Below are 26584 nucleotides of genomic sequence, written 5' to 3'. Positions count from 1 at the left end.
CCTCAGCGGAGGATCCCTATGATGGGGCGGCATGACTGATACTAAGAATCTCACCGCACCAGCACACTCAGAGGCCGCAGCCCCGCGCAAGGTGGCCGTCGTCACCGGCGCCACCGGTGGCATGGGCCGCGAAATCATCGCCGACTTGGCTGGTGACTACCACGTGTACGCACTGGGACGGAGCGCGGCGGACCTGCCTAAATCGGAATCCATCACGCCGATCGCCATCGACCTAGTAGCCGGCCTCGATGAAGGCATGGCGCTGCCGGAGCTGGATCGCGTAGATGTGCTCGTGCACGCCGCCGCACGGGCTACCAAGTACTCCGTGGAGGAAGCCACTCCAGAAAATTGGCGCGCGCACATGGACCTCAACGTGCACGCCCCCGCAGAGGTGACCCGCGTTTTGCTGCCGCAGCTGCGTAAAGCCGAAGGCACAGTGGTCTTTATTAACTCAGGTGCTGGCCGCCACAGCTATGGCGATAACGTCATCTATGCGGCCACGAAGCACGCGTTGTATGCACTCGCAGACGGACTACGCATCTCCGAGCCGGGAATCCGCGTTTCCACCGTCGCGCCCGGGCCTACCGATACTCCGATGCTGCAGGGCCTGCAGGATTATGATCCCTCCCAGGTCATTGCACCGGTCGAGGTGGCGCGTGCCATTCGTACCGTAGTAGAGGCGGGGCCGACCACTCAGTTGACGGAAATCCAGGTCAGGCCGCGAATCGAACTATCTCTGCGCAAGTAATAAATCAAGTGTTATTAAGGTTCACCATGCAGTGATGGGGGTTGGTTTCGGCCCGCCCGTTACACTCGAGGGCTGTGACTTCCCAAAGCCGAAAACGGCCCGCCTATCTCCTTATCTCAGATGCCCTACGCGACAAGATCGAGCGCAATGAATTAGAGCCTGGTCAGCGTTTTCCTACCGAACGCGAATTGGTCCGAGAATTTCATGTTGCGCGCATGACCGTGCGCCATGCATTAGACATTTTGGAAGATGAAGGCCTTATTGATCGCCGCCGTGGGCGCAGCGGCGGCACCTACGTGCGCACGGTTCCCCCTACACTGAGCCTGACCAAAAAGGACAGCATCGCCACTCAACTGCGCGAGCGTGGGCACGAAATCACCGTGCGGGTGGTCTCCGTGAATAAAACCCATGTGCCCAAACATGTGGCAGCGGCCCTGGGCGTGAACGATGCCACCTATGCGTGGGATATTAAACGCCTTTTTATCGTCGATGGTAAGCCCGTCATCGTCTCGCGCTACACCATCCCAGTGGACATGGCTCCCGAGCTCAATCAGCACGACCTGCGCGAGCCCATCCTAAACATACTGGCAGGCTATGACCTCCAGCCGGTCTTCAAACGCGAGAGTATGAGCGCCGCTACCGCTCGCACAGAAGAACAGAAACTCTTGGGCGCTGAGCCGATCGCACCCGCTTTTGCGGTTCGTACGGCTGCTGAAGAATGAGACCGGCGTGGTCTTTGCCTATGTCGAAGAGTCGCTGCGCTCTGATATCGCCAATGTAGAAGTGGTCTTGGGCGAGGATCCTGCGCCACAACCCGTACAACCCCGGGACGGCGGCGCAGGAAAGCCGGCCTAGCCAGCGTCCACCTGGCGGTTGCGTAGCGCGCGGGCCACGCGGTCGCGCTGCTCGGTGACTGTACGACGCAGACCACCGGGCAGGTCCTTCTGCAAGAAGGCATCGGCGCGGTCCAAGCCCTTGCGGGTGATATCCCAGGAAGGGAAGAGGCCGGTAACTGTGGTCAGAGCCACCTCTGAGGATTGGGAAGCCCACACCTTTTCCGCGATATCGAAGAAGTCCGCGGTGGGAAGGAACGTATCGCCATGCGGATAGAGCAATCCTTCAAGTTTGGAGGTCAGCTCGCGGTTGGTGAGGTTACCCGCCACGATTTCTTCCCATACCGCGCGCTTGTTTTCCGCAGTTGCCACCGCGGCGCGAGCGCGCAGCGAAGAGTAGTAGCCGGTGGCGGAATTATCCCGCTTCAGTTGCGCATCCGCGGCAGCGGGGACGTCCTCTATCGCGCCATCGGCGGCAAGTGCCGCGAGCGCGGACCAACGCTGCCCTGCATCCGCGGATGATTCGAGCACGCCGCGCAGGTAGTCACGCGCGCTATCGTGCAGGCGAATTTTCGCCAGCGCCTGGGTGCAGATGATGGAGCGCTGGGCATCGGAACTGCGGGCGCCGTCGAGGAGGGCGTCGGCAAGCAGGGTGCTCTGCGCGGCCCACCGTGGATCGGCATAGTTCTTCAGCGCGTTCGAGGCCTGCAAAACAATGCGCTCGAGGACGGCAAGCTCGGTCTCGGCCTGCATACCGCGGGCAACTAGCTGGATGAAATCGCGGGCCCGCATAGTGCCGGCGCGGGTCATCTCCCAGGCGGTGGACCAGCACAGGGTGCGGGCTATAGGATCAGCAAACTTATCGATATTATCCAGCAGGAATTGCAGGGAACCCGCGTCCAATTCGATGAGGCAGTAGGTCAGGTCATCGTCATTGGGCAGCAGGAAGTCAATGTCTGCTAGCTGGCGGCCGATGAGCTCTGGAATCTCGGTGGAGGAGCCATCAACATCCATCTCGATGCGATCGGTGCGCACCACCTGACCGTCCTGCAGGTTATACAGGCCCACCGCCACGCGGTGGGTGCGCAGCGTATCGCCGCGCTGGGAGAGGTAGGCATGGGTAATCGTGCCGGACTCATCTGCATTGAGCGCTATGCTCAGAGTGTTGATGCCGGAAGTCTTAAGCCACTGCTGCGCCCAGAAGGAAAGATCGCGGCCGGAGGCCTGTTCCAGGTGGCCAAGCAGATCATCAAAGGTGGCATTGCCCCAGGCATGGGCGGCGAAGTGACGGCGGACCCCGGCCAGGAAGTTTTCGCGGCCAACATAAGCTTGGAGCTGCTTCAGCACCGAAGCGCCCTTGGCGTAGGTGATGCCATCGAAGTTTTGCTCGACGGTTTCGATATCGCTTGCATCGGTAGAAATCGGGTGCGTGGTAGGCAGCTGATCCTGCTGGTAGGCCCAAGACTTTTCTACGTTGGCAAAGGTTACCCACGCGGTATCGTATTCGGTCTCTTCCGCTTGGGAAATGGCCGCCGACCAAGTGGCGAAGGACTCATTGAGCCACAGATCGTCCCACCACTGCATGGTGACCAGATCACCAAACCACATATGGGCCAATTCGTGCAGAATGGTATCGGCACGGCGCTCATATTTATAGTGCGTGGCTTGGGAGGTAAAGACGTATTCATCGCGGATGGTAACGCAGCCGGCATTTTCCATCGCGCCGGCGTTGAACTCCGGCACGAAAATCTGGTCATACTTGCCAAAGGGGTAGGGGAAACCGAAATTGCGGTGATAGAAATCAAAGCCCTGCTTGGTCTCCGTAAATAAGCGCTCAGCATCTAAAGCGTGGGCGAGCGAAGCACGGCAGTAGATGCCCAGCGGTACCTCGAGCTTTTGGGCCGGCTTGCCCTCTGGGTGTGCGGTCAGCTCGCCGCGCCAGGTATCGGTGACCTCGTGGTAGGGACCGGCGCACAGGGCTACCAGGTAGGTCGATAGTGGGTAGTCGATAGCCGTGCTGGCCACGTCTCCTTCCCAGCTCACTGGCCCATTGCTAATGACGGTCCAATCCTCCGGCGCCTTGAAATGCAGCGCGTAGGTGGCCTTCATATCCGGCTGGTCAAAGCAAGCAAAGACCCGCTTGGCATCGGCGGTTTCAAATTGGGTATAGAGGTAGACCTTGTCATCGGCGGGATCGACAAAACGGTGCAGGCCCTCGCCGGTGCGCGAATACGGGATCTTCGCGGTGACTTCTAGCGTGTAGTCGGCCACTTGGAGGCCGGAAAGCGGAATGCCGTAGGTGGGGTTATAAGAATTCGTGGGCAGCGGATTGCCGTTGAGGCGCACCTCTTGGATTTCCTCGGCGCGCAGATCGATGAAGGTGGAGCCAATCTCGCGCGAGGTGAAGCTCACCTTCGTAGTGGAAAGGAAATGGGTATCTGAATACTTGAGGTCTAAAGTGACATCATAATGGCCCACCTCAATCATTCGGGAGCGCTCAACCGCTTCCGTGCGAGTCAGGTTTACGGAGGTCATAGAATATATTCTCCTTCTGTGCCGAAAATAGTTCTGCATCCACAGTAGTCGCGCGCCTAGGCTGGTGGGGCAAACTTTTATCAATCAAAGGAGCAATCATGGCTGAGGCAGTAAAGTTCTGGTTCGACGTTTCTTGTCCCTTCGCTTGGGCCACCTCGCGGTGGATCAAGGAAGTAGAAAAGGTTCGCGATATTGAGGTCGAGTTCGAGCCGATGTCCCTGTCTGTGCTGAATGACGGCCGCGATCTGGACCCCACCTACATGGACATGATGAAGGCTAACTGGGGTCCGGCCCGCGTCTTTGCCAAGGTAAAGGCCGAGCGTCCAGAAAAGGTAGATGAGCTTTATACCGCTATGGGCACCCTGGTTCACACCAAGGGCAATGGCGGACGAACTGGCTTTGGTGCTTATGATGACATCATCGCTCAGGCGCTTGCAGAAGTGGAGCTTCCGGCCGAGTTCGCCGAGGTAGCCAATACCGAAGACTATGACGAGAAGCTGCGCGAATACCACCACAATGGCATCTCTTCCGTGGGTGATGAGGTGGGCACCCCGGTTATCAAGCTGGGGGAGACCGCGTTCTTCGGCCCGGTCATTACCCGCGTCCCTACCGGGGAAGAAGCAGGCGAGCTTTTCGACGCCTCCTTGCGCCTTGCCCAGTTCCCTTACTTCTTCGAACTCAAGCGCTCCCGCACCGAGATGCCGCAGGTAGAGGAGAACTAAGCGCTTTTCTGTCGGCGGCGCAGCTCAACTGCGGCGCCGACACACAGCGCGATGGTCAGCGGGGTCAAGATGAATGCCGGAAGACCTGCGATATTGATAGCGGGCAGCGCCATGCCGGCTCGAAAGTCGTCCCACGCAACAAGTACCCAGGAAGCCCATGAGGCGCCGGCAAGAAGCGCGATAATGCCGGCCGCAATAGCGCCCCCATTTGCCCGCGGATTCCCGCGCACCTTCTGGGCAATCCACCAGATGCCTAAGCCCACGTGAGCCAACGTTGCTAGGGTGCTGGCGATAAGCGGTAGGAGAAAGCCTCCGCCTCCGGAAACCTGAACGCCGAGCATAATGAACCAGGCTAGAAGGAGCCCACCGTATAGCGTGAGGACCGGTTTGGTTATAGGCATGGCTTTCCTCTCTTATCGCGAAAATGCTTGTCCGCGAGCCTATCAGGAATTTGTAATGCGAAACAGGGCGGGCGCTAAGCCTCCTCAAGGCGCGCCGGGCCGGTAGGATAAGGGCCATGCGCGTATATCTAGGAGCAGACCACGCAGGTTTTGAAACCAAGAACCTGATCGCTGAACACCTCACTAAACAGGGCCACGAAGTCATTGATTGCGGCGCCCACACCTATGATGCTGAGGACGACTACCCGGCATTTTGCATCGAAGCGGCACAACGCACCGTCAATGATCCGGGTTCCTTGGGCATTGTGCTTGGCGGCTCCGGCAATGGCGAGCAGATTGCCGCCAATAAGGTCAAGGGAGCCCGGTGTGCACTGGCCTGGTCCGCCGAGACTGCCCGCCTTGCCCGCGAGCACAACAACGCCCAGCTCATCGGCATCGGCGGCCGCATGCACACCGAGCAGCAGGCACTGGAAATCGTAGACGCCTTCCTGGATCAAGAATGGTCCCGTGCGGAGCGCCACCAGCGCCGTATCGACATCTTGGCGCAGTACGAGCGCACCGGCATCGCCCCAGAGCTGCCCGAGGCCTAAGCCTTGAGAAAATAAACGCCGCGGAACAAAGTTGGTTCCGCGGCGTTTCTTTGTGTTTCGGCCAGGCATAGCTAGGGCGCTAAGACTTAGGCATCATTCATGTCATTCGGGTGCGGGCCGCCGCGTCCCTCCTCGCCTTCGTCCAAGGCGGTGATGGCAGCCATCTCCTCCTCGGTTAGTTCAAAGCCGAAGACATCAAAGTTTTCCGCAATGCGCGAGGGCGTCGCAGACTTGGGGAAGAGGATGACGCCATTTTGTAGGTGCCAACGAATGATGACTTGCGCTGGGCTGACATCGTGCGCTGCAGCGGCGTCGGTGACCTCGGGGGCATCCAAGATATCGCTCTTTCCCTGCCCCAGCGGGCCCCATGCCTCGATAGCCACGGTGTGGGCGCGGAAGGCGTCCAGCTCCCTCCAGCGCTGCAGATAGGGATGAAGCTCGACTTGGTTGACCGCTGGCTTTATATCGGTCTTGAGCTCCAGCTGTTCCAGGTGCTCCAGCTCGAAATTGGAGACGCCGATGGACTTTGTCTTGCCCTGCTTCTGCAGATCAATGAGTTGCTGCCAAGCCTCAACATAGGTGCCCTTTGCTGGTGTAGGCCAGTGGATGAGGTAAAGATCCACATACTCCAAGCCGAGCTTTTCCAAGGACTCATCGAGCGCTGCAGCAGCATCGGTCTGGCGGTCATTCCACAGCTTGGTGGTGATAAAAAGCTCCTCGCGGGGAATGCCAGACTTGGCAATAGCCCGTCCTACGCCTTCCTCATTGCCGTAGATAGCGGCGGTATCAATATGGCGATAACCCACGCGCAGGGCTTCAGCTACCAGATCTTCGGTCTGCTCCGGATCCATCTGGAACACGCCAAAGCCCAGCTGCGGGATGGTATTGCCGTCATTAAGGGTGATTTTAGGTACGCTCATGCGCCCCAGACTACCTATCTATTGCAGCGGGCCGAGAGTGATGAATTTATTCCACGTCTCCCACTCATCCTGCAGGCGGGCACGCTCATGGGGCGGGGTAGCGGTGTCGTCGATAAGCGAGGCATCAATCATGCGCACTCCATTGTCAAAGAACAACGCTGCGTGCCCCGAGGCGCCGTGCCGCAGCACCGGCACCAAGTTCAATCCATCAAAGGACAGTTGCGCATTAGGGCGCACGTCGAGGCCGGCAATGGCAGCGAGCGTAGGCGCTAAGTCAATAGGGGAGACCAACTCATTATTCTCCCCGCTTTCGGCTACACCCGGCCACAACACCGACATAGGTGAATTTCCACCTAGTAGCGAGCAGACGGCGATGACGCCATTGACGTCGTTGAGTTCTTCTAGGCTGGGCTGCTCTAGCAAGCGAAAGACATCGCTACCGGCCGGCTGCGTATCCTCGCGCACCTCATAACCGACGCCCGCAAAAATCTCGCTAATGCGCGTGGTGGCTTGGCGTTGCGGATACTGCCCAGTCAGCGTGCCGCGGCGGGAATCAGCGTACGTCTCCGACGGCACCCACGTGTTATTGAAGCGTACGCCCCGCAGTGCAGTCTCAGGCGCATGGTCAAAGGTCGCAAGAGTGATATCCATAGCCATAATTCTAGGCTTGCCGAGGCGATTCAACGATTTCGTCCCCACAGATCGCCTGTCTCGTCGACGGTTGCGGTGGTTTAGATGGACGAAATCGTTGAAAGTAGCTTCCTGATGGGGCGGGGGCTAATCGAGGTCGAGGCCATCGATGCCGTGAACTGTCACGGTTTCCGAAAGTGGCGCGCGGCCTGGATTCGTTTTAAAGACCGGGCTCGATTCATCAGCTTTACCAAAGGTAATAGCGGTGACCAGCTTGTAGTCCTCGTCTACGCCGAGGAATTCACGCGCGGTTGGCGCAATCAAGGAAATCATCCCCTGTGGGATGCCGTGGTAGCCGTGTGCTTCCAAAGAAAGCAGGAAGTTTTCGGTATAGGTTCCTTGGTCAAAGGCGGCGCGAATGCGGTCACCCATCGGCGGGATAAAGAGAAGTACCGCATGGGGTGCGCCAAAGAAGCGCAAGTTTTCGCGGATGAATTCCACGCGACCTGCTTTGTCCTCGCGCTCAATGCCCAGGAGGCCGTACATTTTGGCGGCTAGCTCTTGGGAGCGCTTGGGATGGATACCCTCACCATAATCGGTGGTGAAGTCTGGGCTGAGCCCGTTGGTGTCGAATTCCTTAATAAGCGCGGCGCTTAGTTCCTTGAGCTTTTCTCCGCCCACCAAATGCACGTCCCACGGTTGGGTATTGGAGTTGGACGGTGCGGATTGAGCATCCAGCAAAACCTGCTTGATGTCTTCTACCGGCATGGGTTCTGGCAGGAACGCGCGGGGCGAATGGCGGCTGCGAATAAACTCGGAATACTTATTGGTTGAAGTCATGCGCGCCACCTTACACTTCGTCGCATGTTTTCGCCGTATACCGTGAACATCCGATGATGATGGGTGGAAAACGAAAAATCGCCCACCTAGAGGTGGGCGAAAACTGGAGGGAATGACGGGAATCGAACCCGCGTCTTCAGCTTGGAAGGCTGAGGTATTAGCCACTATACGACATTCCCACAACGCGCTATATCAACGCTGGGCCATACTTTAGCGCAACCGCGGCCAAAAAAGAAAATAGGGAACTAGGCTGGCGCCTGAGCCGTTGTTATAAGAGGAACGGATCTATCTATAGAAAGCGATGATCATAGTGGGAATTTTGCTCGTTGCGCTGGCAATTGGTGGAGGCGTCTGGTTTCTTTCCTCCCGTAGCTCTCACAAACGTCGGGAAGAACGCGAGGCACAGCAATTGGCCGATGCACAGGCTGATGCACGTCGGTGGATTGAACGCCTGGGTGGCCAAGTAATGCAGATTTCTGGCACGGATTCTGCCTCCCAGCAAGCGATGGCTGATGCTTCTGAACGGTTCACTGCAGCTAACGCGGCGATTTCGCGTGCTACTACCGCCAAGCAGGCGAATTTGGCGCGTGAGTCGGCCCTGGAAGGCATGCATTATGTGAATGCCGCGCGCGAAATTATGGGCATGAACCCAGGCCCAGAACTCCCGCCGCTGGAGGGGCAGCGTGCGGCTGGCAAGGTGACGGAAGAGCGTACGGTCGAAGCAAATGGCCAAGAGATTACGGCCTCACCATATGCTTCTGCGAATACTCCCAACTACTACCCGGGTGGAATCGTGGCAGGGCGTCCGGTTCCGGCAGGTTGGTACTCCCGTCCATGGTGGGCCGATGCGCTGCACACCGGCGTGTGGATGGTTGGCTACTCCATGATGTTTAATGCCCTCTTCTCCGGCATGTCGGGCATTGGCTACTCTGCGGCTGCTGCAGAAAGCGGCGATTGGGGCGGTCCCGATGGCATGGGTGACGCTGGCGACGTGGGTGGTGACGCCGGTGATGCTGGCGACGTTGGTGGCGGCGATGATGGCGGCGGTTTCTTCGATGGTCTAACTGACGGCGACGGTGACGGCTTCTTTGATGGAATGTTTGATTTCGATTTCTAGCTGAAGCACTGTCAAAATCGGCCGCTGGGCTGCGTTTATACCTTTAAGTGGGGGTCCGTTTAGGAGATTTAAAACGGACACGGTACACTGTCTCAGGTATGCAACGCAGCCAAGGTTACTTGGTGGCCTACATACGGGGCGTGGCGCAGTTTGGTAGCGCACCTGCTTTGGGAGCAGGGGGTCGCAGGTTCAAATCCTGTCGCCCCGACGTATGGGGGTCTGGAAATGCCCTAATAAGGATTTCCGGACCCCCTTTAAGTTTATGTACGTAAAACAATGAAGCCAGGGAGATTCACTCGTGAAGACCACCGTAGACAAGCTGAGCGATACCCGCGTTAAGCTCACCGTCAACGTTCCGTTTGCGGAGCTGGACCAGGAAATCGATCAAGCTTACGCGGCAATCGCGCAGCAGGTTTCTATTCCAGGTTTCCGTAAGGGCAAGGCACCGCGCCAGCTTATTGACGCTCGTTTCGGCCGCGGCCCCATCCTGGAGCAGGTTGTCAATGACATGCTGCCTTCCCGTTACGAGCAGGCAGTCAAGGAAAACGATCTGAAGGTTATTGGCCAGCCGGACGTTGATATTTCCAAGATTGAAGATAAAGACTTCGTGGAGTTCACTGCCGAGGTTGATATCCGCCCTGAGTTCGAGGTCCCAGACTTCTCCAAGATTTCCGTTACCGTCCCGGCCCTGAAGGCTGACGAAGAGGACGTCGACAAGGCTCTGGAGGAGTTGGCAGAGCGTTTCGGTGAGCTCAAGGACACCAAGCGCAAGATGAAGACCGGCGACTACGCAATCATCGACATCACCGCTGAGATTGACGGCGAGAAGATCGAGGACGCTTCCACCGAGGGCCTGTCCTACCGCATCGGTGACGATGACCTCATCAAGGGCTTGGACACCGCCCTGCGTGGTATGAAGACCGGTGAGGATAATGAGTTCACTTCCACCATCCAGTCTGGCGAGCACAAGGACGAAGAGGCCACCATCAAGGTTCACGTCCAGCAGTCCAAGGAGCGCAAGCTGCCGGCCATGGACGATGAGTTCGCTCAGATGGCTTCCGAGTTCGACACCATGGATGAACTGCGCGAATCCACCAAGACCCAGGTGGAGGAGACCAAGAAGGCGGAGCAGGCTGCCCAGATTCGCGATGAGGTCTTGAAGTCCGCGCTCTCCGAGGTCGAATTCGAACTGCCGCAGTCCGTAGTGGACGAGCAGGCTCACTCCCAGCTGCACCAGATTCTGGGCCAGCTGGCTCACGATGAGAAGGCACTGGCTCAGTTGCTTGAGGCACAGGGCACTTCCCGCGAGGAGTTTGATAAGCAGACTCGTGAGCAGGCAGAAGAGTCCGTCCGCACTCAGCTGTTCCTCGACGCCGTAGCAGAGAAGGAAGAGCCGGAAGTTTCCCAGCAGGAGCTGACCGACCACATCCTGTTCACCGCTCAGTCCTACGGCATGGACCCGAACCAGTTCATCCAGCAGCTGCAGTCCAACGGCCAGATCGCAAACCTCTTCTCTGACGTGCGCCGTGGCAAGGCACTGGCTGCCGCTATCTGCCGCACCACCGTCAAGGATGAAGAGGGCAATAAGGTTGACGTTGACCAGTACTTCGGTGAAATCGAAGAAGAGGACGCTGCAGAAGCTTCCGAGGAGAAGTAATCTCCCGCTTGTAACGCGCTGCTGCCACATGTGTGGTGGCGAGCGCGCATGAAACCCCGGATTCAGGTAACTCAAGGATGAGCCTGAATCCGGGGTTTGTGTCATTGTGAACGCCCTCTAGGAGTCTTTGAGTACTTCGAAGAGGGCGTGATGTGTGTTGGCTGGGGATACCGCTAGCCGTTCTTGGCTCTAAAGGCCTCGTCGGTCAACTGCAGGAAGCGCATAACGTAATCCTTGACAAAGTCTGCGGTACGTTGATTGAGATGTCCGGACTCTTCGAAAAGGGTGGGGGATTGGCCCAGAAATACTTCGGGCTGACCAGGGAGCGGCATGTCGAAGTAGGACAGAGCGAGGCGAAGGTTCTTCTGTGAACTGTAGCCGCCCATGCGGCCTACAGAGTGGCTAATGATACCTGCGGGAAGGTTCTTCCACGCCACATCTGAGTTGGGTTTAGAGCCGATGTCCACTGCGTTTTTGAGGCAGGCAGGGATAGTGCGGTTGTTCTCTGGCGTAATGAAGAGGATCCCGCTCGAGTTCTTGATGGTCTCGCGAAAGGTGGTGTACTCAGCCGGAGTGGGCTTGTCCGTGACGGCGGGGTCATCGTAGTCGAAGTCATAGAGCGGCAAGTCACGGATTTCCACGATGTTTGCCTCGTAGCCTTCAGGGATCATCGTGAGCACCTCGTGTGCAATCTTGCGTGCAAATGACTCTCGGCGCAGGCTGCCGACGATAACGCTGATACGTGGGGTGGTCATGGTAAACCTTCTTTCTTAGTTGGGTGTAGGGAGACGTGGTCAAGGGAGAAAAGGCTTGCAGCCAAAGGCCGGTGGTGGGCCGGCAGCGTGGGCGGCGGTGAGGAAGCCATCTACTTTGTCTCCTTCTTCATGGCGGAAGTACAGTTCGATGAGTCCTAGAAGCCCCCCGAGGACGGCCTCTCGTGCGGCGGATGTATTCAACAGCCGCATGGCTGCGGGTTGGTTTCCTTCGCGGATGGCTTCAAACAGCGCGATGGTCTCAAGCCAGCTTCCTTGGTCCGGTCGCGGAAAAGGTTTAGAAATCCCAGTCATCATCACTCGTTTCTTCAGCAGTACCAATGACATAGGAGGAACCAGATCCGGAGAAGAAGTCATGGTTCTCATCTGCTCCGGGGGCTAGGGCCGCGAGGATTTCTGGGTTCACTTCCGTTTCTTCGGGCGGGAAATAATCCGGGTAGCCCAAATTCATGAGTGCCTTATTGGCGTTATAGCGAACGAACACGGCTACATCATCCATGAGTCCCAAAGGCTCATATAGCTCGCCGGAATAGTCCAGCTCTAGTGCATAAAGCTCTTCGAGCAAAGAAATGGTGAAATCATGCATCTCCTTCTGCCGTAGCGGGGTCGTGGATTCCAGACCGCGCTGATATTTGTAACCCGAGTAGTAGCCGTGCACTGCCTTGTCACGCAGAATGAGGCGGATCATGTCTGCCGTATTTGTCAGGGTGGCGTGGACAGAAAAGTGCAAGGGAAGATAGAAACCCGCGTAGAGAAGCAGCGAGGAAAGCAACGTCGATGACACCTTGCGTTTGAGTGGATCCGGCCCAAAATAGTGCGCGAGAACTTTCTTGGCGCGTGCCTGGAGAAGGTCGTTATTCACCGCCCAGCGGTATGCTTCATCAATTTCCTTTGTACTGCTCAGGGTAGAAAACACTGAAGAGTATGAACGGGCATGGACTGACTGCATGAAGGCGATGTTGGTATACACGGCCTCCTCGTGTTCGGTGCGGGCATCTTGAATCTGACAGATTTCACCCACGGTGGCCTGGACAGTATCCAGGGTGGTGAGTCCTGTGAACACCCGCATGGTGAGGTTGCGTTCCTCGGGTGTCATCTTCTGCCACGCCGGGAGATCATTAGAAAGCGGGACCTTCTCTGGCAACCAAAAGTTGGCGGTTAGACGGTTCCACACTTCAAGATCCTTGTCATCGCTCACCCGGTTCCAATTGATGGCGCGGATGCGGGCTGAAGGATCATGCCGGTAGCTCGGCGGAGTAACTGAAATGCTGGTTAGTTCAGCACTATTCGATGTTGACGACATAGCTTCTTTCTTTCTGAGTGAATGGTTGTGGACAAGGGGGAGGACCGTGCTCCTACAAAGCACAGGAGACGCAGCCTTCGACCTCGGTTCCTTGGAGCGCGGATTGGCGTAAACGGATGTAGTAGAGGGTCTTGATTCCGGCTTTCCAGGCATAGATTTGTGCCTTGTTGATGTCCCGCGTGGTGGTATCAGCGGTAAAGAACAAGGTCAGGGAAAGCCCTTGGTCCACGTGTTGGGTGGCCATGGCGTAGGTGTCGATGATTTTTTCGTATCCCACGGCGTAGGAGTCATCGAAATACTCCAGGTTGTCGTTGGTCATTTCCGGCGCGGGGTAGTACACGCGCCCCAATCGGCCTTCCTTGCGTATTTCAATTTTGGAGGCAATTGGGTGGATGGACGCGGTGGAGTCATTGATGTAGGAAATTGATCCAGTGGGTGGAACTGCCTGCAAGTAGGCGTTGTAGATGCCGTCTTGCATCACTTGATTCTTGAGCCGTAGCCAATCCTCGCGTTGAGGGATCTGCACGCCTGCTTCGTGGAAGAGCTGTTTTACGTGTTCAGTGGCTGGCGCCCAGTCTTGGTCGATGTATTTGTCAAAGTAGGCGCCAGTGGCATAGGTGGATTCTTCGAAGCCTGTGAATCGTTGACCTTTTTCAACCGCGAGTGCATGGGATGCGCGGAGCGCATGGTAGGTCACCGTGAGGAAATAGATATTTGTAAAGTCCAGTGCCTCGGCGCAGCCATAAGGAATACGCTGTGAAGCAAGGAAGCCGTGGAGATTCATTTGGCCCAGACCAATGGCATGCATGGAAGCATTTCCGTGAGCGATGGAGGGAACAGCTTCGATATTCGTCAGGTCTGAAACCTTCGTGAGGGCACGCACTGCGGTTTCGACGGTCTCCCCGAAGTCCGGCGATTCAAAAGCCTTCGCAATGTTGAGCGAACCTAGATTGCAGGAAATATCCTGGCCAACGGTGGTGTAGTCACCCGAAGCTCCGTAGGTCGATGGCGTGTTGACCTGGAGGATTTCGCTACACAGGTTGGACATATTGATATGTCCTTTGAGGGGATTAGCGCGGTTGACCGTATCCTCAAAGAGGATGTAGGGGTATCCGGATTCAAACTGAAGCTCAGCCAGCGTGGTGAAAAACTCGCGGGCCTTAATGGTCGTGTGAGAGATTCGCGGATTGGCAACCAGCTCGTCGTAGTACTCGGTGATGGACATGTCAGACATGGCTACGCCGTACTCGCGAGCGATGTCATACGGGCTAAAAAGATGCATATCCTTGTTCTCTTTGGCCAGACGGAAGGTTATATCTGGAATAACAACCCCCAGCGAAAGAGTCTTGATGCGGACTTTCTCATCGGCATTTTCCCGCTTGGTATCCAGGAAGCGAAGAATATCTGGATGGTGCGCATGCAGGTAGACGGCTCCAGCGCCCTGCCGGGAGCCCAATTGGTTGGCATAGCTGAAGCTATCTTCGAGAATCTTCATGACTGGGACTACGCCGGAAGCCTGGTTCTCAATCTTTTTGATCGGGGCTCCGGATTCGCGCAGATTGCTCAGCAACAGGGCCACTCCACCACCGCGCTTTGATAGTTGCAGTGCAGAGTTCACGCAGCGGCCAATGCTCTCCAAATTGTCTTCGATTCGCAGGAGGAAGCAGGAGACCATTTCGCCGCGCTGGGCTTTGCCTGCGTTGAGAAAAGTAGGGGTGGCGGGCTGGAAGCGTCCGGTCATGATGTCATCCACCAGCTTTTCTGCGAGCTCTTCGTCGCCCTGTGCAAGGTATAAAGCTGTGGTGGCGACGCGTTCTTCGTAGCCTTCTAGGAATCGGGAGCCATCAAAGGTTTTCAGTGCATATGAAGTGAAGAACTTAAATGCGCCGAGGAAGGTGCGGAACTGATGCTTAACTCGATGTGCTCTGTCGTACATGGCGCACAGAAAGGCGTCATCATAAAGCTCAAGGAAATCCCGCTCGTAGTACTCGTTATCAACCAACCATTCCAAGCGTTGCTTGGTGGAATCGAACTGATGCATGCGGGGAGCGACATGGTGCGTGACATAGTCTTGTGCTGCCTGAATGTCCTTGTCAAACTGGATTTTTCCAGAAGCGTCGAACAAGTTCAGCTGCGCGTTGAGTGCGTGGTAGCTCTTGCGCTTGCCGACACCGCCGGCATTGTCTGCTGAAGCGGTGCGGGGCGTAGCGCCAATAGTCTGTGTGGGGGTGGCATCAAGAGGCCACATTGTGTTTTCCAATCTGTGTGATGCGGATGTGTTCTTCATCTTGTGGGGGATTAATGGGGTGTCATCGTTAGCTGCTTTTGCTGCTCCCAAAACTTCTGAAGGCCCTGCTTTACGGCGGCGATGTCCTTCTGGGTGCCGAGAAGCTCGAAGTGATACAGCTCCGGTACGTGGCACTTGGCGGAAATGATGCGTCCGGCGACGCAGTAAGCACTTCCGAAGTTGGTATTCCCTGAGGTAATAACGCCCCGGATAAAGGAGCGGTTGATTGGGTCATTGAGGAAGTCGATGACCTGTTTGGGGACTGCGCGTTTGAGCGAGCCGCCGCCGTAGGTGGGAACGATGAGTACGTACGGGTGTGAAACCTGGATCATCCCGGTTTTCTTGGGGCGCAGTGGAATGCGCACCGCGGGTCTATCTAAGCGTTCGACGAATCTTTTCGTGTTCTCTGAAACGCTGGAAAAGTACACCAAATCTGGTGAGTCTGACATGGCAATCCTGCTCATCCTGGCCTTAGCCATAAGTGGGGTAGGTGATATTCGAAAAGACTAACTACGCAATGCCGTAGTTGCAACTACGGTCTAACGTAGTTTTGAAAAGGGCAGGTGAGAGCAGGATTAATGCAAAGGGGAATGTCTAAAGGTTGTGGTGTGCTACAAACACTGCGTCGGTAGCTGGGCGTCCAAGTACTACCCACTGAGTGCCGCCGGCCACCTGTATTTCGAGAGAATCTGAAAAGGGCGCTCCCTCGCGCGTGCTAAGAACAGCCCCAGTGACAATGCCGCGCTCTTCAAGGAACTTCAGCAGTTGTGGGTCGGAATCAGAAATGCGTTCCACGGGCACCTGCGATTGTGCACTGCTGTCGGTGAGGCGATGCGCACTGGGGATGGTGATCTGTCCATCAACCGTAGGGATAGGATCGCCGTGCGGATCCCTAGTGGGGTAATCAAGGAACTTATCCACACGTTCTATGAGCATGTCAGACACCGCGTGTTCGAGATCTTCGGCTTCATTATGGACTTCGTCCCAGGTGTAGCCCAATGCTTGAACCAAAAAAGACTCAAGCAATCGGTGACGGCGCACCATGACCAATGCGTACTGCCTGCCAAGTTCGGTTAACTCCACAGAGCCATAGGGCGTGTGTGACACGAGCCCTTGCTTCGCCATTTTGCGCACTGCATCGGAAACCGAGGAGAGCTTGAGTCCCAGCTGTTTCGCTATAAGCGTGGCGGTAACGGGCTCGGATGACCATTCCTTTAGCCCCCAGATAGCTTTCAAATAGTTCTGGGTACTGGTGGACAGATCGGAAACAGACATGAGTAAATGTTAACCCAGCTTCCGTGTGCGCCTTTGGTGCTGTGGCCCAACGCTCATAGCGAACAGAGGCCAAGTTTGAGAGGAATGCCGGTAAGGTGGGGCCAGTTAAAGCATTCTTCACTTGAAGGAGAACCACTAATGTCTGAGAAGATTTCAATGAACTCGTCGTCTACGGGTATGAATCTGAGCGATAGCGTGTACGAGCGCCTGTTGCGCGAGCGCATTATCTTCCTGGGAACCCAGGTCGATGATGAGATTGCGAACAAGCTGTGCGCCCAGATCCTCCTGCTGTCCGCCGAGGACCCCACTCGCGACATTTCGCTCTACATCAACTCCCCGGGTGGCTCTGTCACTGCGGGCATGGCTATTTATGACACCATGAAGTACTCGCCGTGCGATATTGCCACGTACGGCATGGGCCTGGCTGCCTCCATGGGTCAGTTCCTGCTTTCCGGCGGCACCAAGGGCAAGCGCTACGCTCTGCCGCACGCGCGCATTATGATGCACCAGCCTTCCGCTGGTGTCGGTGGTACCGCTGCGGACATCGCCATCCAGGCTGAGCAATTTGCTCAGACCAAGCGGGAGATGGCGGAGCTCATTGCCGAGCACACCGGCCAGACCTTTGAGCAGATCACCAAGGACTCCGACCGTGACCGTTGGATGACCGCCCAACAGGCCAAGGACTACGGCATTGTTGACCACGTCATTGAGTCCGTTAACGGCCCGCTGAGCAACTAGGGAATAAGGAGAAAATCACTATGAATCAGTCCCAGATGCCAAGTTCCCGCTACGTTCTGCCGTCCTTCATTGAGCAGTCCGCACAGGGCACTAAGGAAACCAACCCGTACTCCAAGCTGTTTGAGGAGCGCATCATCTTCCTGGGCACCCAGGTCGATGACACCTCCGCTAACGACATCATGGCGCAGCTGCTGGTCCTGGAGTCCCAGGACCCAGACCGCGATATCACGATGTACATCAACTCCCCGGGCGGCTCCTTTACCGCGCTGATGGCCATCTATGACACCATGCGCTACGTCCGCCCGGACGTGCAGACCGTGTGCTTGGGCCAGGCCGCTTCGGCGGCAGCTGTGCTGCTTGCCGCCGGTGCGCCGGGCAAGCGTGCAGCTTTGCCGAACTCCCGCGTGCTCATTCACCAGCCGGCAACTCAGGGTACTCAGGGTCAGGTTTCTGATCTAGAGATCCAGGCCGCCGAGATTGAGCGCATGCGCAAGCTGATGGAAACCACCCTGTCTGAGCACACCGGTCGTACCGCTGAGCAGATCCGCATTGATACGGATCGCGATAAGATTCTGACCGCTCAGGAAGCCGTTGAATACGGCATCATCGATACGGTCTTTGATTACCGCAAGCTCAACGCTTAATTTGGAATAACTCATTCTAGGTAGCCCCTGCCGCTCAACCGAGTTCCGGTTGTGAGGCAGGGGCTTTCAGCATTGTGGGGCAGGGAAGGGGCAATGCCCGGTAATTCTTGCTGCACCCGAATGGGGTAAGTCTCTCTGCGCAATATCTGCAGGTCGTTAGGTGAATTTCTATCGTGCGACACTAAACCTATAATGGTCGATTTGTGATTTAGACCTCTAAGTGGTCGTATATTTTTTATGGAGAAACACACATCCGACGCGGCAGCTCAGGCCGCTGCGCCCACGCCGCAGAGCGGCGAACGCACATTCTTTGGGCACCCTTGGGGATTGGCCAACCTCTTCGGCGTGGAAATGTGGGAGCGCTTTAGCTTCTATGGCATGCAAGCCCTTGTCTTGCTGTACATGTATTACGCCACTACCGATGGTGGCCTTGGCCTGGACCGAGCGGACGCGACGTCTATCGTGGGTGCCTACGGCGGCTTGGTCTACATGGCCTGCTTGTTGGCTTCTCTTGTTGCTGACCGTGTCTTAGGCGCAGAACGCACACTGTTTTACTCGGCTAGCATGGTGATGCTTGGCCACATTGCTTTGGCGTTTATTCCCGCAATAACTGGTTTGGCCATTGGCCTCGTTCTTATCGCCATCGGCTCCGGCGGTGTTAAGACCACCGCGCAGGTTGTGCTTGGTGCCATGTACAGTCGCGATGATCCGCGCCGCGATGGTGGCTTCTCCATCTTCTATATGGGCGTTAATATCGGCGCTCTCGTTGGTCCACTGCTCACCACTGCCCTGTGGGGCTGGCAGGGTTTCCACTGGGGCTTTGGTATCGCAGCAATCGGCATGGCGCTCGGCCTGATTCAGTATTCGCTCATGCGCAAGACCACCATTAAAGACGCGGGGCATGAGGTTCCAAACCCGGTGAGCCCCAAGCAATTGCTTATGGGCGTGTTGGCGGTAGTGGCCATCATTGTGGTCATGGTAGTGGCACTGGCAACCGGCGCTATTCAGGTTGATTGGCTTTCTAATATTGTTACCGCGGTGGCACTTCTGGCTGCAGTTTATCTGTGGGTTCAGATGTATACCTCGAAGTTGGTAACCCGCGAAGAAAAGAACCGCCTGCTGGGCTTTATCCCGATGTTCATTTCCGGTGTTTTGTTCTTTGGTATCTTCCAGCAGCAGTTCACCGTTATGACGATTTACTCGGATGTGCGCTTGGACCGCCACGTATTTGGTTGGGAAATTCCTCCATCACTCGTCCAGTCCATTAATCCAGTCTTCATTGTTATTTTCTCCGCGGTCTTTGCAACGATGTGGACGAAGCTAGGGGATAGGCAGTGGTCCACCCCGGTAAAGTTTGGCGCTGCCAATATCGTCATCGGCATCTCCTTGTTCTTCTTCCTTCCTTTCTCGGGTGCGGAAGCGAACTCCACCCCGATGTATGTCATCATTTTCATTCTCTTCCTTTTCACCATGGCGGAGCTCCTCCTTTCGCCGGTGGGCAATGCCCTGGCTACCAAGGTGGCGCCAGAGGCATTCCCATCCCGCATGATGGCGGTATGGATGATGGCAGTGGCAATGGGCACATCCCTGGCTGGCTCTTTGGCTAGTTTCTACAACCCAGATGATGCAGGCGCGGAGAATACCTTCTTTATCTCCCTTGGCGTTGTATCTATCGTGTTGGGCGGCATCTTGCTTGTCCTCAGCCGCTGGGTAGTAAAGAAGTTCTCTAGCTTCCGCTAAGGGAAGTTAAAGCACCCCGAAACGGGAGGTATGTCGATTCAACTGCGACATGCCTCCCTTAGTGGTTTTTATCACTCAAGCTAAGCGGTGGGGGTAAAAGAATATAAGTATTCTAAGCAGGGCATTTCTAAGCCGGTGGAAACCCCAAAAGGCACGGTTCTATGCTGCGGTAGGTTAACTAAAGGTTAACCAAAGAAAACGTTAAAGAAAAGCAATTGTCTATGGTCCGGGGCTGGAGTATTCTGCATTTCGTCCGCGACGCGTGAAGGCGCCGTAGATACGTACCGTGTTCATCTTTTTCTTTCCAAGGGGCCAACGCTGTGACAGCGACTCTGATCATCCTCGGCATTGTGGTGGTTACCGCCCTTGCCTTTGACTTTACGAACGGATTTCATGACACTGCCAACGCGATGGCTACGTCCATTGCCACCGGTGCTTTGAAGCCATTTACTGCGGTGGCAATCTCCGCAGTCCTTAACCTGGTTGGTGCCTTCCTTTCGGTCAATGTTGCTGCGACCGTAGCGAAAGGCATTGTTAACCTCGATTCCTATGACTTGTCCGGCGCCGCAGCAGACACTGACAGCCAAGCACTGCTGATGGTGGTTTTTACCGGTCTTATCGGCGGCATTATTTGGAACCTTTTCACTTGGTTGCTGGGTATGCCGTCGAGTTCCTCCCACGCGCTGTTCGGTGGCCTTATCGGCGCTGCTTTCGCGGCGATGGGTACGTCCGGCGTTGAGTGGTCCTCCATCGCTGGCAAGATCGTTATCCCGGCCGTTGCCTCGCCGATTATTGCGGCGCTAGTTTCCGCGTGTGCCACCTTCCTTGTCTACTGGGTTACCAACACCATTCCGAATAAGGCTAAGAATGAGCACTTCCGCCATGGCCAGATTGTCACCGCTTGCTTGGTGTCGCTGGCACACGGTGCTGGCGATGCGCAGAAGACCATGGGCGTTATCTTCCTAGCGCTGGTTGCCTCCGGGCATGCGGTTGCTGACTCCCGCATCCCTACCTGGGTCATCGTCTGCTGTGCCGTAGCAATCGCAGCCGGCACCATGTCCGGTGGCTGGCGAGTTATCCGCACCCTGGGTAAGGGACTGGTGGAGATTGAGTCCCCGCAGGGTATGGCCGCTGAAGCTACCTCCGCGGCAATCATTTTGACCTCCGCTACCGGTGGTATGGCGCTGTCCACCACTCACGTGTCCACCGGTTCCATCTTGGGTACCGGCCTGGGCCGTCGCGGTGCCGAGGTTCGCTGGGGTGTTGCGATGCGTATGGTTTCCGCGTGGCTTATCACCCTGCCCTGCGCTGCGTTTGTTGGCTTTGCTACGTGGTGGTTGGCACACGGTGTTTCCTCCTTTACTAACGTGGCAACTGGCGCCATCGTTGACTTTGTCTTGCTGCTGGCCATGGCCGGACTTATCGTCATCCGCTCCCGCATGAACCCAGTGGATGCCTCCAACGTGAACAACGATTGGGATCCAAACTCCGAGTCCGTGGATTCCTCCATGGGAGCTGAGTCCAACCGTCAGGAGCCGGTTGCTGCCGGCGCCGCCCCAGTTGCTGCAACCCAGGCGGAGGACACCTCCGCGTCGTCTACTGCTCAAGAGGAGCGCTAAACCATGACTGCTGCAGAAATCTTCCAGTCTCTTCTCCATGTTGCCGGCCTGGCATTGGTATTTGGCGCTGGCATTCCGCTCCTTTTCTCCCTGGGTATGCGTTGTATGACCGGTGACCCCATTCGTGATGACAACGGTGTTGTCGTAGGGGATACTCCGGCAAGCACTCAGATGAAGGTGCTTGGTTGGACCGTTTACGCAGTGCTAGCCGTAGTTATCCTCGTGGCCATCATGTGGATTGCTCGCGATACGTTGGACCATTACTTCGGCTTCGCGCCGTTCGGTGACCTCTAAGTTATCCCTCCCTTCCTGAGAGGGAAGTCAACCTTCCAAGTGATGCGTGGCACATTCTCCGAAAGTTAACAAAAGGTTAACTTTAAGCGACCTATGGGTTGCCTAACGGGGCTGTGTCACGTATATTCTTCTGTATCAGACAGAGAGAAAGCCACATGGAGGTGTGAGAAATGAACAAGATGCGTTCTTTGATGGACGGCATCGCTGATGCGTTCAAGGGCTCCACCACTGGTACCGGCCTGGACACCATTTCGGAAGCTCCGGTCCGTGCTTTGGTGGCAGAAACCCTGCTTGACGCTGATAAGACTCCTGCTACGACTAAAGACGTAGCAGAAGCGCTAGAAGCCGTCACCGGTCATGCACCGGATGAAGTTGAGATGCTCGACGCAGAACTCTTCCTGCTCGACTTCGACTGGCTGCAGTAAGCAGCTACTGAATGAAATCCCCACGAGGCCCCTTGCCGCATACTGTGCAGCAAGGGGCCTCGTGCTTTGCCGGACTCGGTGGACTTCGGTAAGCGCGGCTAATCGCGCGGCGGCAAGATGGCCTCCGGGGTTTCGGGCAGGAGTTGGCCGCCATCAATAATGAGGGTCTGACCGGTAATAAAGCCTGCCTCTTCTGAGGCAAGGAAAGCCGCCGCATTGCCGATATCGCGCGGAGTGCCGAGACGATGCAGCGGCACCGATCGCGTCATCTGATCGAGATACTCTTGGCCTTGGGCCTTGAGGCCCTCAGTGAGGATATTGCCGGGAAGAACACCGTTAATGGTGATACCATCGCGAGCGACTTCAAGCGCAGCTGAGCGCATAAATCCTTGTTGGGCGGATTTGGAGGCGCCGTAGTGGGCCCAGCCAGGAAAGCCCGTGTGCGAGCCGGTGATGGACGTGGTAATTACGATGCGTCCATAGCGGCGTTCTTGGAGGTAGGGGAGTGCTTCCTGGACCACCTTAAAGGTGCCGTGGGTATTGATGGCAAACATGGCCTCCCACTGTTCATCGGTCATTTCCGCTAATGGGCAATTGGGAAAGACGCCGGCATTGGAACAGACGATGTCGAACCCGCCATGCGTGGCAACAACGTGACGGTACATTTCCTGTACGGAAGTACGGTCGGTGACATCCACATGAATCGCACTGGCACCTAGCTCTTTTGCGGTAGCGGTGGCGTGCTCAAGGTTGACATCAGCAATGATGACAGAGGCGCCGGCCTCGCTAAGTGAAGCGGCAATGCCGCGGCCAATGCCGGAAGCACCGCCGGTGACAATGGCTACGTGGTCTGTGAGATCGAACATAATTCTCCTGTTCCTAACGGGGCGGAATGAAGGTCGTTTCACCTTTTAGCTTAGGTCGCAGGAGCAAGAAAAGTCGGGGAAATTCGCCACGCGGAAGGGAATGAATGAAGGGCCTGTCGGGTTGATTTACTAAGGTAGAAATAGATGAAGATTAAGCCGCTCGGAAGGGTAGAATCATCCTTCCATTTGTGGATAGCGGTACGAAAAGCGAGTGTGAAAGAACTTAATGGCACGTATGCAAGAAAGCGCTGACCTGCTCAAGTGCTCCTTTTGTGGCAAGAGTCAGAAACAGGTGAAAAAACTCATCGCCGGCGGCGGTGTCTACATCTGTGACGAGTGCATCGAGCTATGCAATGAAATCATCGAAGAGGAACTGGGCCAAGAACAGGCGCAGGAATCCTCCGACGCGGAGGTGCGCCTGCCTCGGCCCTCGCAGATTTCTGCCTTCCTGGATAAATACGTCATTGGCCAAGACAAAGCCAAGCGCGTGCTATCTGTGGCGGTCTACAACCACTACAAGCGCATCAAGGCGGAAGAGTCTGCCGCGTTGGAAGCACGGCGCAAAAAGGCCGAGGGCGATGAGGTGGAGATCTCTAAGTCCAATATCCTAATGTTGGGACCTACTGGTTCCGGCAAGACCTACTTGGCACAGACCTTGGCCCGGCTTCTCGACGTCCCCTTTGCCATCGCCGATGCCACTAGCCTCACCGAGGCCGGCTACGTGGGTGAAGACGTGGAAAATATCCTGTTAAAGCTGCTGCAAGCCGCAGACTTTGATGTGGAGCGTGCCCAGCGCGGCATTATTTATGTCGACGAAGTGGACAAGATCTCCCGCAAGTCCGAGAATCCGTCCATCACCCGCGATGTCTCCGGTGAGGGCGTTCAGCAGGCCTTGCTGAAGATCCTAGAAGGTACCGTGGCGGCCATTCCACCGCAGGGTGGGCGCAAGCACCCGAATCAGGAATTCATCCAGCTAGATACCTCGAATATCTTGTTCATCGTTGCCGGCGCATTCGCTGGGCTCGACCAGGTTATTGCGGATCGAGTGGGCAAAAAGGGCGTGGGCTTTGGCGCCAACTTGGATACCAAGGATGAGCGCGAAAAGGTCGACCTCTTTTCCCAGGTACGCCCTGAGGACCTTGTGAAGTTTGGCCTGATTCCAGAATTCATCGGGCGCCTGCCCGTCGTGGCCACGGTGGATAACTTGGACCGTGAATCCTTGGTCAAAGTGCTTACCGAGCCAAAGAACTCCTTGGTCAAGCAGTACAGTCGCCTATTTGAGATGGATGACTGCGAATTGGAATTCGAGCCGGCGGCGTTGGATGCCATCGCGGAGCTTGCCTTGGAGCGTAAGACAGGTGCACGTGGCCTGCGCGCCATCATGGAAGAGCTGCTGGTGCCAGTTATGTATGATCTGCCGGACCGCGAGGATATCGCCGCGGTACATATCACCCCAGAGTGCGTGACAGAGGGCGCGGAGCCGCAGTTTAGCTATAAGGACGAGGCGAAGGAATCTGCCTAAGCGCCTGCCGGCGCGACTACTCCTCGCTGTAGATATCCTGTGGTGAGGCCTCGTCTCCCTCTTTCGTATCGAACGAGGAGGAGGTGAGGTAGGACTCGTGGCCCGAGTCTGGAATATTGGCGGTCAAAAACGCCAGCACAGCATCGACGGTAAGCCTATGCATGCCGTCGATATTTTCTTGGGTATTGAAGTTCACGCCCAGCATGTTTTCCACCATCACCTGGTTGGTTACGCGGTAGACGGTCAACGAGGAAATCAGGGTGAAAATGTCATTGGCGGAAATGCCTGGGCGGAAAGCACCGGCGTCTTGGCCCAAGAGCAGCAGGCGGTCGAGGTGGAGGGCGACCCCGGCGACGTCGGCAATAGCTTGCTGAGCTGGGTCCACAATCTGCTGATTGCTCTCCCATACCAGCATGCGAATAGCATCCGGGTTGGCCACGCGTTCGCGGAAGAGCCAATCCACCAACTTGCGCACGCCCTCGACCGGAACCGCGGTATCGATTTCCAGAGCGTCCTGCGGCGGATTAAGCCGCTGCGCGGCCGTGCTGAGTGCACGTAGGTACAAGCCCTTTTTATCGCCAAAGTGGTAGTGGATCATGCGCTTGGACATGCCCGATTCTTGGGCGATGGTCTCCAGCTTGGTTTCTGCGAAACCACTGCGGGAAAAGTGCTTGATTGCTACGTCCACCACGGAGTCAATGCTGACGGATTCCGCGTGGGCAGCGTGAGGAGAATCCGCCTGGCCTGCAGCCTGCAGTGCATCAGTATTCTCAGTGCTCATGGCGTAAGTCCTTAATCCTTGCGGCGCAGCGGTGGCGCGGTCAACTGATATCTAATAGTGCGGGAGTAGATAGGCCCCATGCAATCTGTGTGCGTGGCGTGGGGGAGAGCCCCGCTTTTCCTTTTCCCATCATGCCCGATTAGTCACCCGTTGCGGGAGCTTCTTATCCATTGGGGGCGTTAATTTGGAGGTAAATGGGGGTAATTTAGCGCAACCTCAGCGAATATCCCCTCCAAAAGAGGGGGTCAGATTCACAGCGCGAGAGGCGGCGGTGGGGCTAAGCTCGGGGATGGGTACATTCCGTGGCGGTGCGAGCAGCCTGGCTCGCGTGTGCCGCCCTTGACGCAGCCATTGAGGAGGCTTTTAACCATGACTCAGCCCGTCAAAATCACTGTCACCGGTGCCGCCGGCAATATTGCTTATTCGCTGCTGTGGCGCATCGCTGCCGGCGATGTTTATGGCAAGGACACCCCGGTAGATCTAGCGCTGCTGGAAATCCCCGCTGCGGTGGGCAAGGCCCAGGGCGTGGCCATGGAGCTCAATGACTCCGCCCTGCCGTTGGTCAACTCGATTACGGTAACTGATGACCTAAAGGAGGCCTTTGAAAACACCTCTGCTGCCTTCCTCGTAGGCGCGCGCCCGCGCAGCAAGGGTATGGAGCGTGCGGATCTGCTGGAAGCCAATGGTGCCATCTTCACCAAGCAAGGCAAGGCCATCAATGACTATGCCGCGCGCGATGTCCGCGTGCTTGTGGTGGGCAACCCAGCAAATACCAATGCTCTCATCGCTGCGAATAATGCCCCGGATGTGGACGATTCTCAGTTCAATGCTCTGATGCGCTTGGACCACAACCGCACCTTGAGCCAGCTAGCGCTGAAAAGCGGCAAGTTCACCACCGATTTCACCAAGGTGGCAGTCTGGGGCAATCACTCCGCAAGCCAGTTCCCAGACATCACCTTTTCCAATGCCGAGGTGGATCAGGATTGGCACCGCGAAGAGATGATCCCCAAGGTAGCGAAGCGCGGTGCCGAGATTATTGAGGTGCGTGGCAGCTCCTCGGCCGCATCGGCGGCGTCGGCAGCCGTGGACCACATGCATGACTGGATTCATGGCACCGAGGATTGGCGCACCGCGGCGGTGCCCTCGGACGGTTCCTACGGCGTCGACAAGGGCCTCATCTGCGGATTCCCCACCATCTGCCGTGATGGAAAGTGGGAAATCGTGCAGGGGCTGGAGCTTAGCGAGTTCCAAAAGGAGCGCATTGCAGCGTCTGTGGCCGAGTTGCGTGAGGAGCGCGAAGCCGTAGCAGACCTGCTCTAAAACC

At 56.5% G+C, this 26584-nt stretch carries 28 protein-coding genes and 2 tRNA genes; 16 read left to right on the top strand and 14 right to left on the bottom strand.

What is annotated here, in order from left to right; translation table 11 throughout:
• Nucleotides 1–31: 31 nt before the first annotated feature.
• From ACP8J1_RS09435 to ACP8J1_RS09425, 3 genes are all read left to right on the top strand, one after another.
• Nucleotides 32–748 (top strand): SDR family oxidoreductase, encoded by a 717-nt coding sequence (locus ACP8J1_RS09435; RefSeq protein ID WP_023020906.1) that lies wholly within the window; start codon nt 32–34, stop codon nt 746–748.
• A gap of 74 nt (nt 749–822) precedes the next feature.
• Nucleotides 823–1470: a GntR family transcriptional regulator gene (locus ACP8J1_RS09430; protein ID WP_411707109.1), complete on the top strand. Its 648-nt coding sequence runs from the start codon at nt 823–825 to the stop codon at nt 1468–1470.
• 7 nt (nt 1471–1477) lie between these two features.
• The gene (locus ACP8J1_RS09425) at nt 1478–1603 is read left to right on the top strand and encodes a hypothetical protein (protein WP_411707108.1); all 126 of its coding nucleotides are present in this window, start codon (nt 1478–1480) and stop codon (nt 1601–1603) included.
• Here the strand turns inward: ACP8J1_RS09425 and pepN are convergent.
• Nucleotides 1600–4116: an aminopeptidase N gene (gene pepN / locus ACP8J1_RS09420; RefSeq protein ID WP_023027893.1), complete on the bottom strand. Its 2517-nt coding sequence runs from the start codon at nt 4114–4116 to the stop codon at nt 1600–1602. The genes ACP8J1_RS09425 and pepN overlap by 4 nt on opposite strands.
• Before the next feature lie 98 nt (nt 4117–4214).
• Here pepN and ACP8J1_RS09415 point away from each other — a divergent pair, with 98 nt between their 5' ends.
• A complete protein-coding gene (locus tag ACP8J1_RS09415; protein WP_023020909.1) occupies nt 4215–4838 on the top strand; it encodes a mycothiol-dependent nitroreductase Rv2466c family protein in 624 nt (207 codons plus the stop codon).
• Here the strand turns inward: ACP8J1_RS09415 and ACP8J1_RS09410 are convergent.
• Nucleotides 4835–5239, bottom strand: coding sequence for a hypothetical protein (locus ACP8J1_RS09410; protein ID WP_023020910.1), 405 nt, complete (start codon nt 5237–5239; stop codon nt 4835–4837). The two genes, ACP8J1_RS09415 and ACP8J1_RS09410, sit on opposite strands and share 4 nt — an antisense overlap.
• Nucleotides 5240–5355: 116 nt before the next feature.
• On the opposite strand from ACP8J1_RS09410, the gene ACP8J1_RS09405 reads away from it, so the two are divergent.
• On the top strand, nt 5356–5829 hold the full coding sequence (locus tag ACP8J1_RS09405) for a ribose-5-phosphate isomerase (protein ID WP_023020911.1): 474 nt from the start codon (nt 5356–5358) through the stop codon (nt 5827–5829).
• A gap of 86 nt (nt 5830–5915) precedes the next feature.
• On the opposite strand, the gene ACP8J1_RS09400 is transcribed toward ACP8J1_RS09405, so the two are convergent.
• The 4 genes from ACP8J1_RS09400 to ACP8J1_RS09385 form a co-directional block, all read right to left on the bottom strand.
• Nucleotides 5916–6749 (bottom strand): aldo/keto reductase, encoded by an 834-nt coding sequence (locus ACP8J1_RS09400; protein ID WP_023020912.1) that lies wholly within the window; start codon nt 6747–6749, stop codon nt 5916–5918.
• A gap of 18 nt (nt 6750–6767) precedes the next feature.
• On the bottom strand, nt 6768–7400 hold the full coding sequence (locus tag ACP8J1_RS09395) for a hypothetical protein (RefSeq protein ID WP_034655494.1): 633 nt from the start codon (nt 7398–7400) through the stop codon (nt 6768–6770).
• Between the two features lie 126 nt (nt 7401–7526).
• Nucleotides 7527–8219, bottom strand: a complete 693-nt coding sequence (locus ACP8J1_RS09390) for a nitroreductase family protein (protein ID WP_023020914.1) — start codon at nt 8217–8219, stop codon at nt 7527–7529.
• Nucleotides 8220–8323: 104 nt separating this feature from the next.
• A tRNA-Gly gene (locus ACP8J1_RS09385) sits at nt 8324–8398 on the bottom strand.
• 122 nt (nt 8399–8520) lie between these two features.
• On the opposite strand from ACP8J1_RS09385, the gene ACP8J1_RS09380 reads away from it, so the two are divergent.
• From ACP8J1_RS09380 to tig, 3 genes are all read left to right on the top strand, one after another.
• A complete protein-coding gene (locus ACP8J1_RS09380) occupies nt 8521–9336 on the top strand; it encodes a hypothetical protein (RefSeq protein WP_023020915.1) in 816 nt (271 codons plus the stop codon).
• Nucleotides 9337–9470: 134 nt separating this feature from the next.
• Nucleotides 9471–9544: transfer RNA gene (locus ACP8J1_RS09375), tRNA-Pro, on the top strand.
• Between the two features lie 90 nt (nt 9545–9634).
• Complete coding sequence (gene tig / locus ACP8J1_RS09370) at nt 9635–10993, top strand: trigger factor (RefSeq protein WP_023020916.1); 1359 nt, start codon at nt 9635–9637, stop codon at nt 10991–10993.
• A gap of 173 nt (nt 10994–11166) precedes the next feature.
• Here tig and ACP8J1_RS09365 read toward each other — a convergent pair whose 3' ends face one another.
• The 6 genes from ACP8J1_RS09365 to ACP8J1_RS09340 form a co-directional block, all read right to left on the bottom strand.
• Nucleotides 11167–11748, bottom strand: a complete 582-nt coding sequence (locus ACP8J1_RS09365; protein ID WP_005324045.1) for an NADPH-dependent FMN reductase — start codon at nt 11746–11748, stop codon at nt 11167–11169.
• Between the two features lie 39 nt (nt 11749–11787).
• Nucleotides 11788–11958, bottom strand: coding sequence for a hypothetical protein (locus ACP8J1_RS09360; RefSeq protein WP_005329175.1), 171 nt, complete (start codon nt 11956–11958; stop codon nt 11788–11790).
• Between the two features lie 85 nt (nt 11959–12043).
• The gene (gene nrdF / locus ACP8J1_RS09355) at nt 12044–13069 is read right to left on the bottom strand and encodes a class 1b ribonucleoside-diphosphate reductase subunit beta (protein WP_023020918.1); all 1026 of its coding nucleotides are present in this window, start codon (nt 13067–13069) and stop codon (nt 12044–12046) included.
• 52 nt (nt 13070–13121) lie between these two features.
• The gene (nrdE, locus tag ACP8J1_RS09350; protein ID WP_005324048.1) at nt 13122–15317 is read right to left on the bottom strand and encodes a class 1b ribonucleoside-diphosphate reductase subunit alpha; all 2196 of its coding nucleotides are present in this window, start codon (nt 15315–15317) and stop codon (nt 13122–13124) included.
• A 50-nt stretch (nt 15318–15367) separates the two neighbouring features.
• On the bottom strand, nt 15368–15835 hold the full coding sequence (nrdI, locus tag ACP8J1_RS09345; protein ID WP_005324049.1) for a class Ib ribonucleoside-diphosphate reductase assembly flavoprotein NrdI: 468 nt from the start codon (nt 15833–15835) through the stop codon (nt 15368–15370).
• 115 nt (nt 15836–15950) lie between these two features.
• Nucleotides 15951–16631, bottom strand: coding sequence for a metal-dependent transcriptional regulator (locus ACP8J1_RS09340; protein ID WP_302517940.1), 681 nt, complete (start codon nt 16629–16631; stop codon nt 15951–15953).
• A gap of 138 nt (nt 16632–16769) precedes the next feature.
• On the opposite strand from ACP8J1_RS09340, the gene ACP8J1_RS09335 reads away from it, so the two are divergent.
• The 6 genes from ACP8J1_RS09335 to ACP8J1_RS09310 all read left to right on the top strand — a co-directional run bounded on the left by ACP8J1_RS09335 (nt 16770) and on the right by ACP8J1_RS09310 (nt 22091).
• Nucleotides 16770–17369 carry an ATP-dependent Clp protease proteolytic subunit gene (locus ACP8J1_RS09335; protein ID WP_005324051.1) on the top strand — a complete coding sequence of 200 codons (600 nt, stop codon included), beginning with the start codon at nt 16770–16772 and terminating at the stop codon, nt 17367–17369.
• 20 nt (nt 17370–17389) lie between these two features.
• Nucleotides 17390–18013 carry an ATP-dependent Clp protease proteolytic subunit gene (locus ACP8J1_RS09330; protein WP_005324052.1) on the top strand — a complete coding sequence of 208 codons (624 nt, stop codon included), beginning with the start codon at nt 17390–17392 and terminating at the stop codon, nt 18011–18013.
• Between the two features lie 237 nt (nt 18014–18250).
• The gene (locus ACP8J1_RS09325; RefSeq protein ID WP_023020920.1) at nt 18251–19753 is read left to right on the top strand and encodes a peptide MFS transporter; all 1503 of its coding nucleotides are present in this window, start codon (nt 18251–18253) and stop codon (nt 19751–19753) included.
• Between the two features lie 320 nt (nt 19754–20073).
• Nucleotides 20074–21372 carry an inorganic phosphate transporter gene (locus tag ACP8J1_RS09320; RefSeq protein ID WP_023020921.1) on the top strand — a complete coding sequence of 433 codons (1299 nt, stop codon included), beginning with the start codon at nt 20074–20076 and terminating at the stop codon, nt 21370–21372.
• Between the two features lie 3 nt (nt 21373–21375).
• Nucleotides 21376–21666: a hypothetical protein gene (locus ACP8J1_RS09315; protein ID WP_023020922.1), complete on the top strand. Its 291-nt coding sequence runs from the start codon at nt 21376–21378 to the stop codon at nt 21664–21666.
• A 170-nt stretch (nt 21667–21836) separates the two neighbouring features.
• On the top strand, nt 21837–22091 hold the full coding sequence (locus ACP8J1_RS09310; protein ID WP_023020923.1) for a hypothetical protein: 255 nt from the start codon (nt 21837–21839) through the stop codon (nt 22089–22091).
• A gap of 98 nt (nt 22092–22189) precedes the next feature.
• Here ACP8J1_RS09310 and fabG read toward each other — a convergent pair whose 3' ends face one another.
• Nucleotides 22190–22957 (bottom strand): 3-oxoacyl-ACP reductase FabG, encoded by a 768-nt coding sequence (gene fabG / locus ACP8J1_RS09305; RefSeq protein WP_023020924.1) that lies wholly within the window; start codon nt 22955–22957, stop codon nt 22190–22192.
• A gap of 226 nt (nt 22958–23183) precedes the next feature.
• Between fabG and clpX the strand changes: the two genes are divergently transcribed.
• Nucleotides 23184–24479, top strand: a complete 1296-nt coding sequence (gene clpX, locus ACP8J1_RS09300; RefSeq protein ID WP_023020925.1) for an ATP-dependent Clp protease ATP-binding subunit ClpX — start codon at nt 23184–23186, stop codon at nt 24477–24479.
• Between the two features lie 16 nt (nt 24480–24495).
• On the opposite strand, the gene ACP8J1_RS09295 is transcribed toward clpX, so the two are convergent.
• Nucleotides 24496–25260 carry a TetR/AcrR family transcriptional regulator gene (locus ACP8J1_RS09295; protein ID WP_023020926.1) on the bottom strand — a complete coding sequence of 255 codons (765 nt, stop codon included), beginning with the start codon at nt 25258–25260 and terminating at the stop codon, nt 24496–24498.
• Between the two features lie 369 nt (nt 25261–25629).
• Here ACP8J1_RS09295 and ACP8J1_RS09290 point away from each other — a divergent pair, with 369 nt between their 5' ends.
• The gene (locus ACP8J1_RS09290) at nt 25630–26580 is read left to right on the top strand and encodes a malate dehydrogenase (RefSeq protein WP_023020927.1); all 951 of its coding nucleotides are present in this window, start codon (nt 25630–25632) and stop codon (nt 26578–26580) included.
• Nucleotides 26581–26584: the final 4 nt, after the last annotated feature.

This window comes from Corynebacterium sp. LaCa_205 (assembly GCF_057458085.1).
This window is presented reverse-complemented; position numbering and strand designations above follow the sequence as displayed.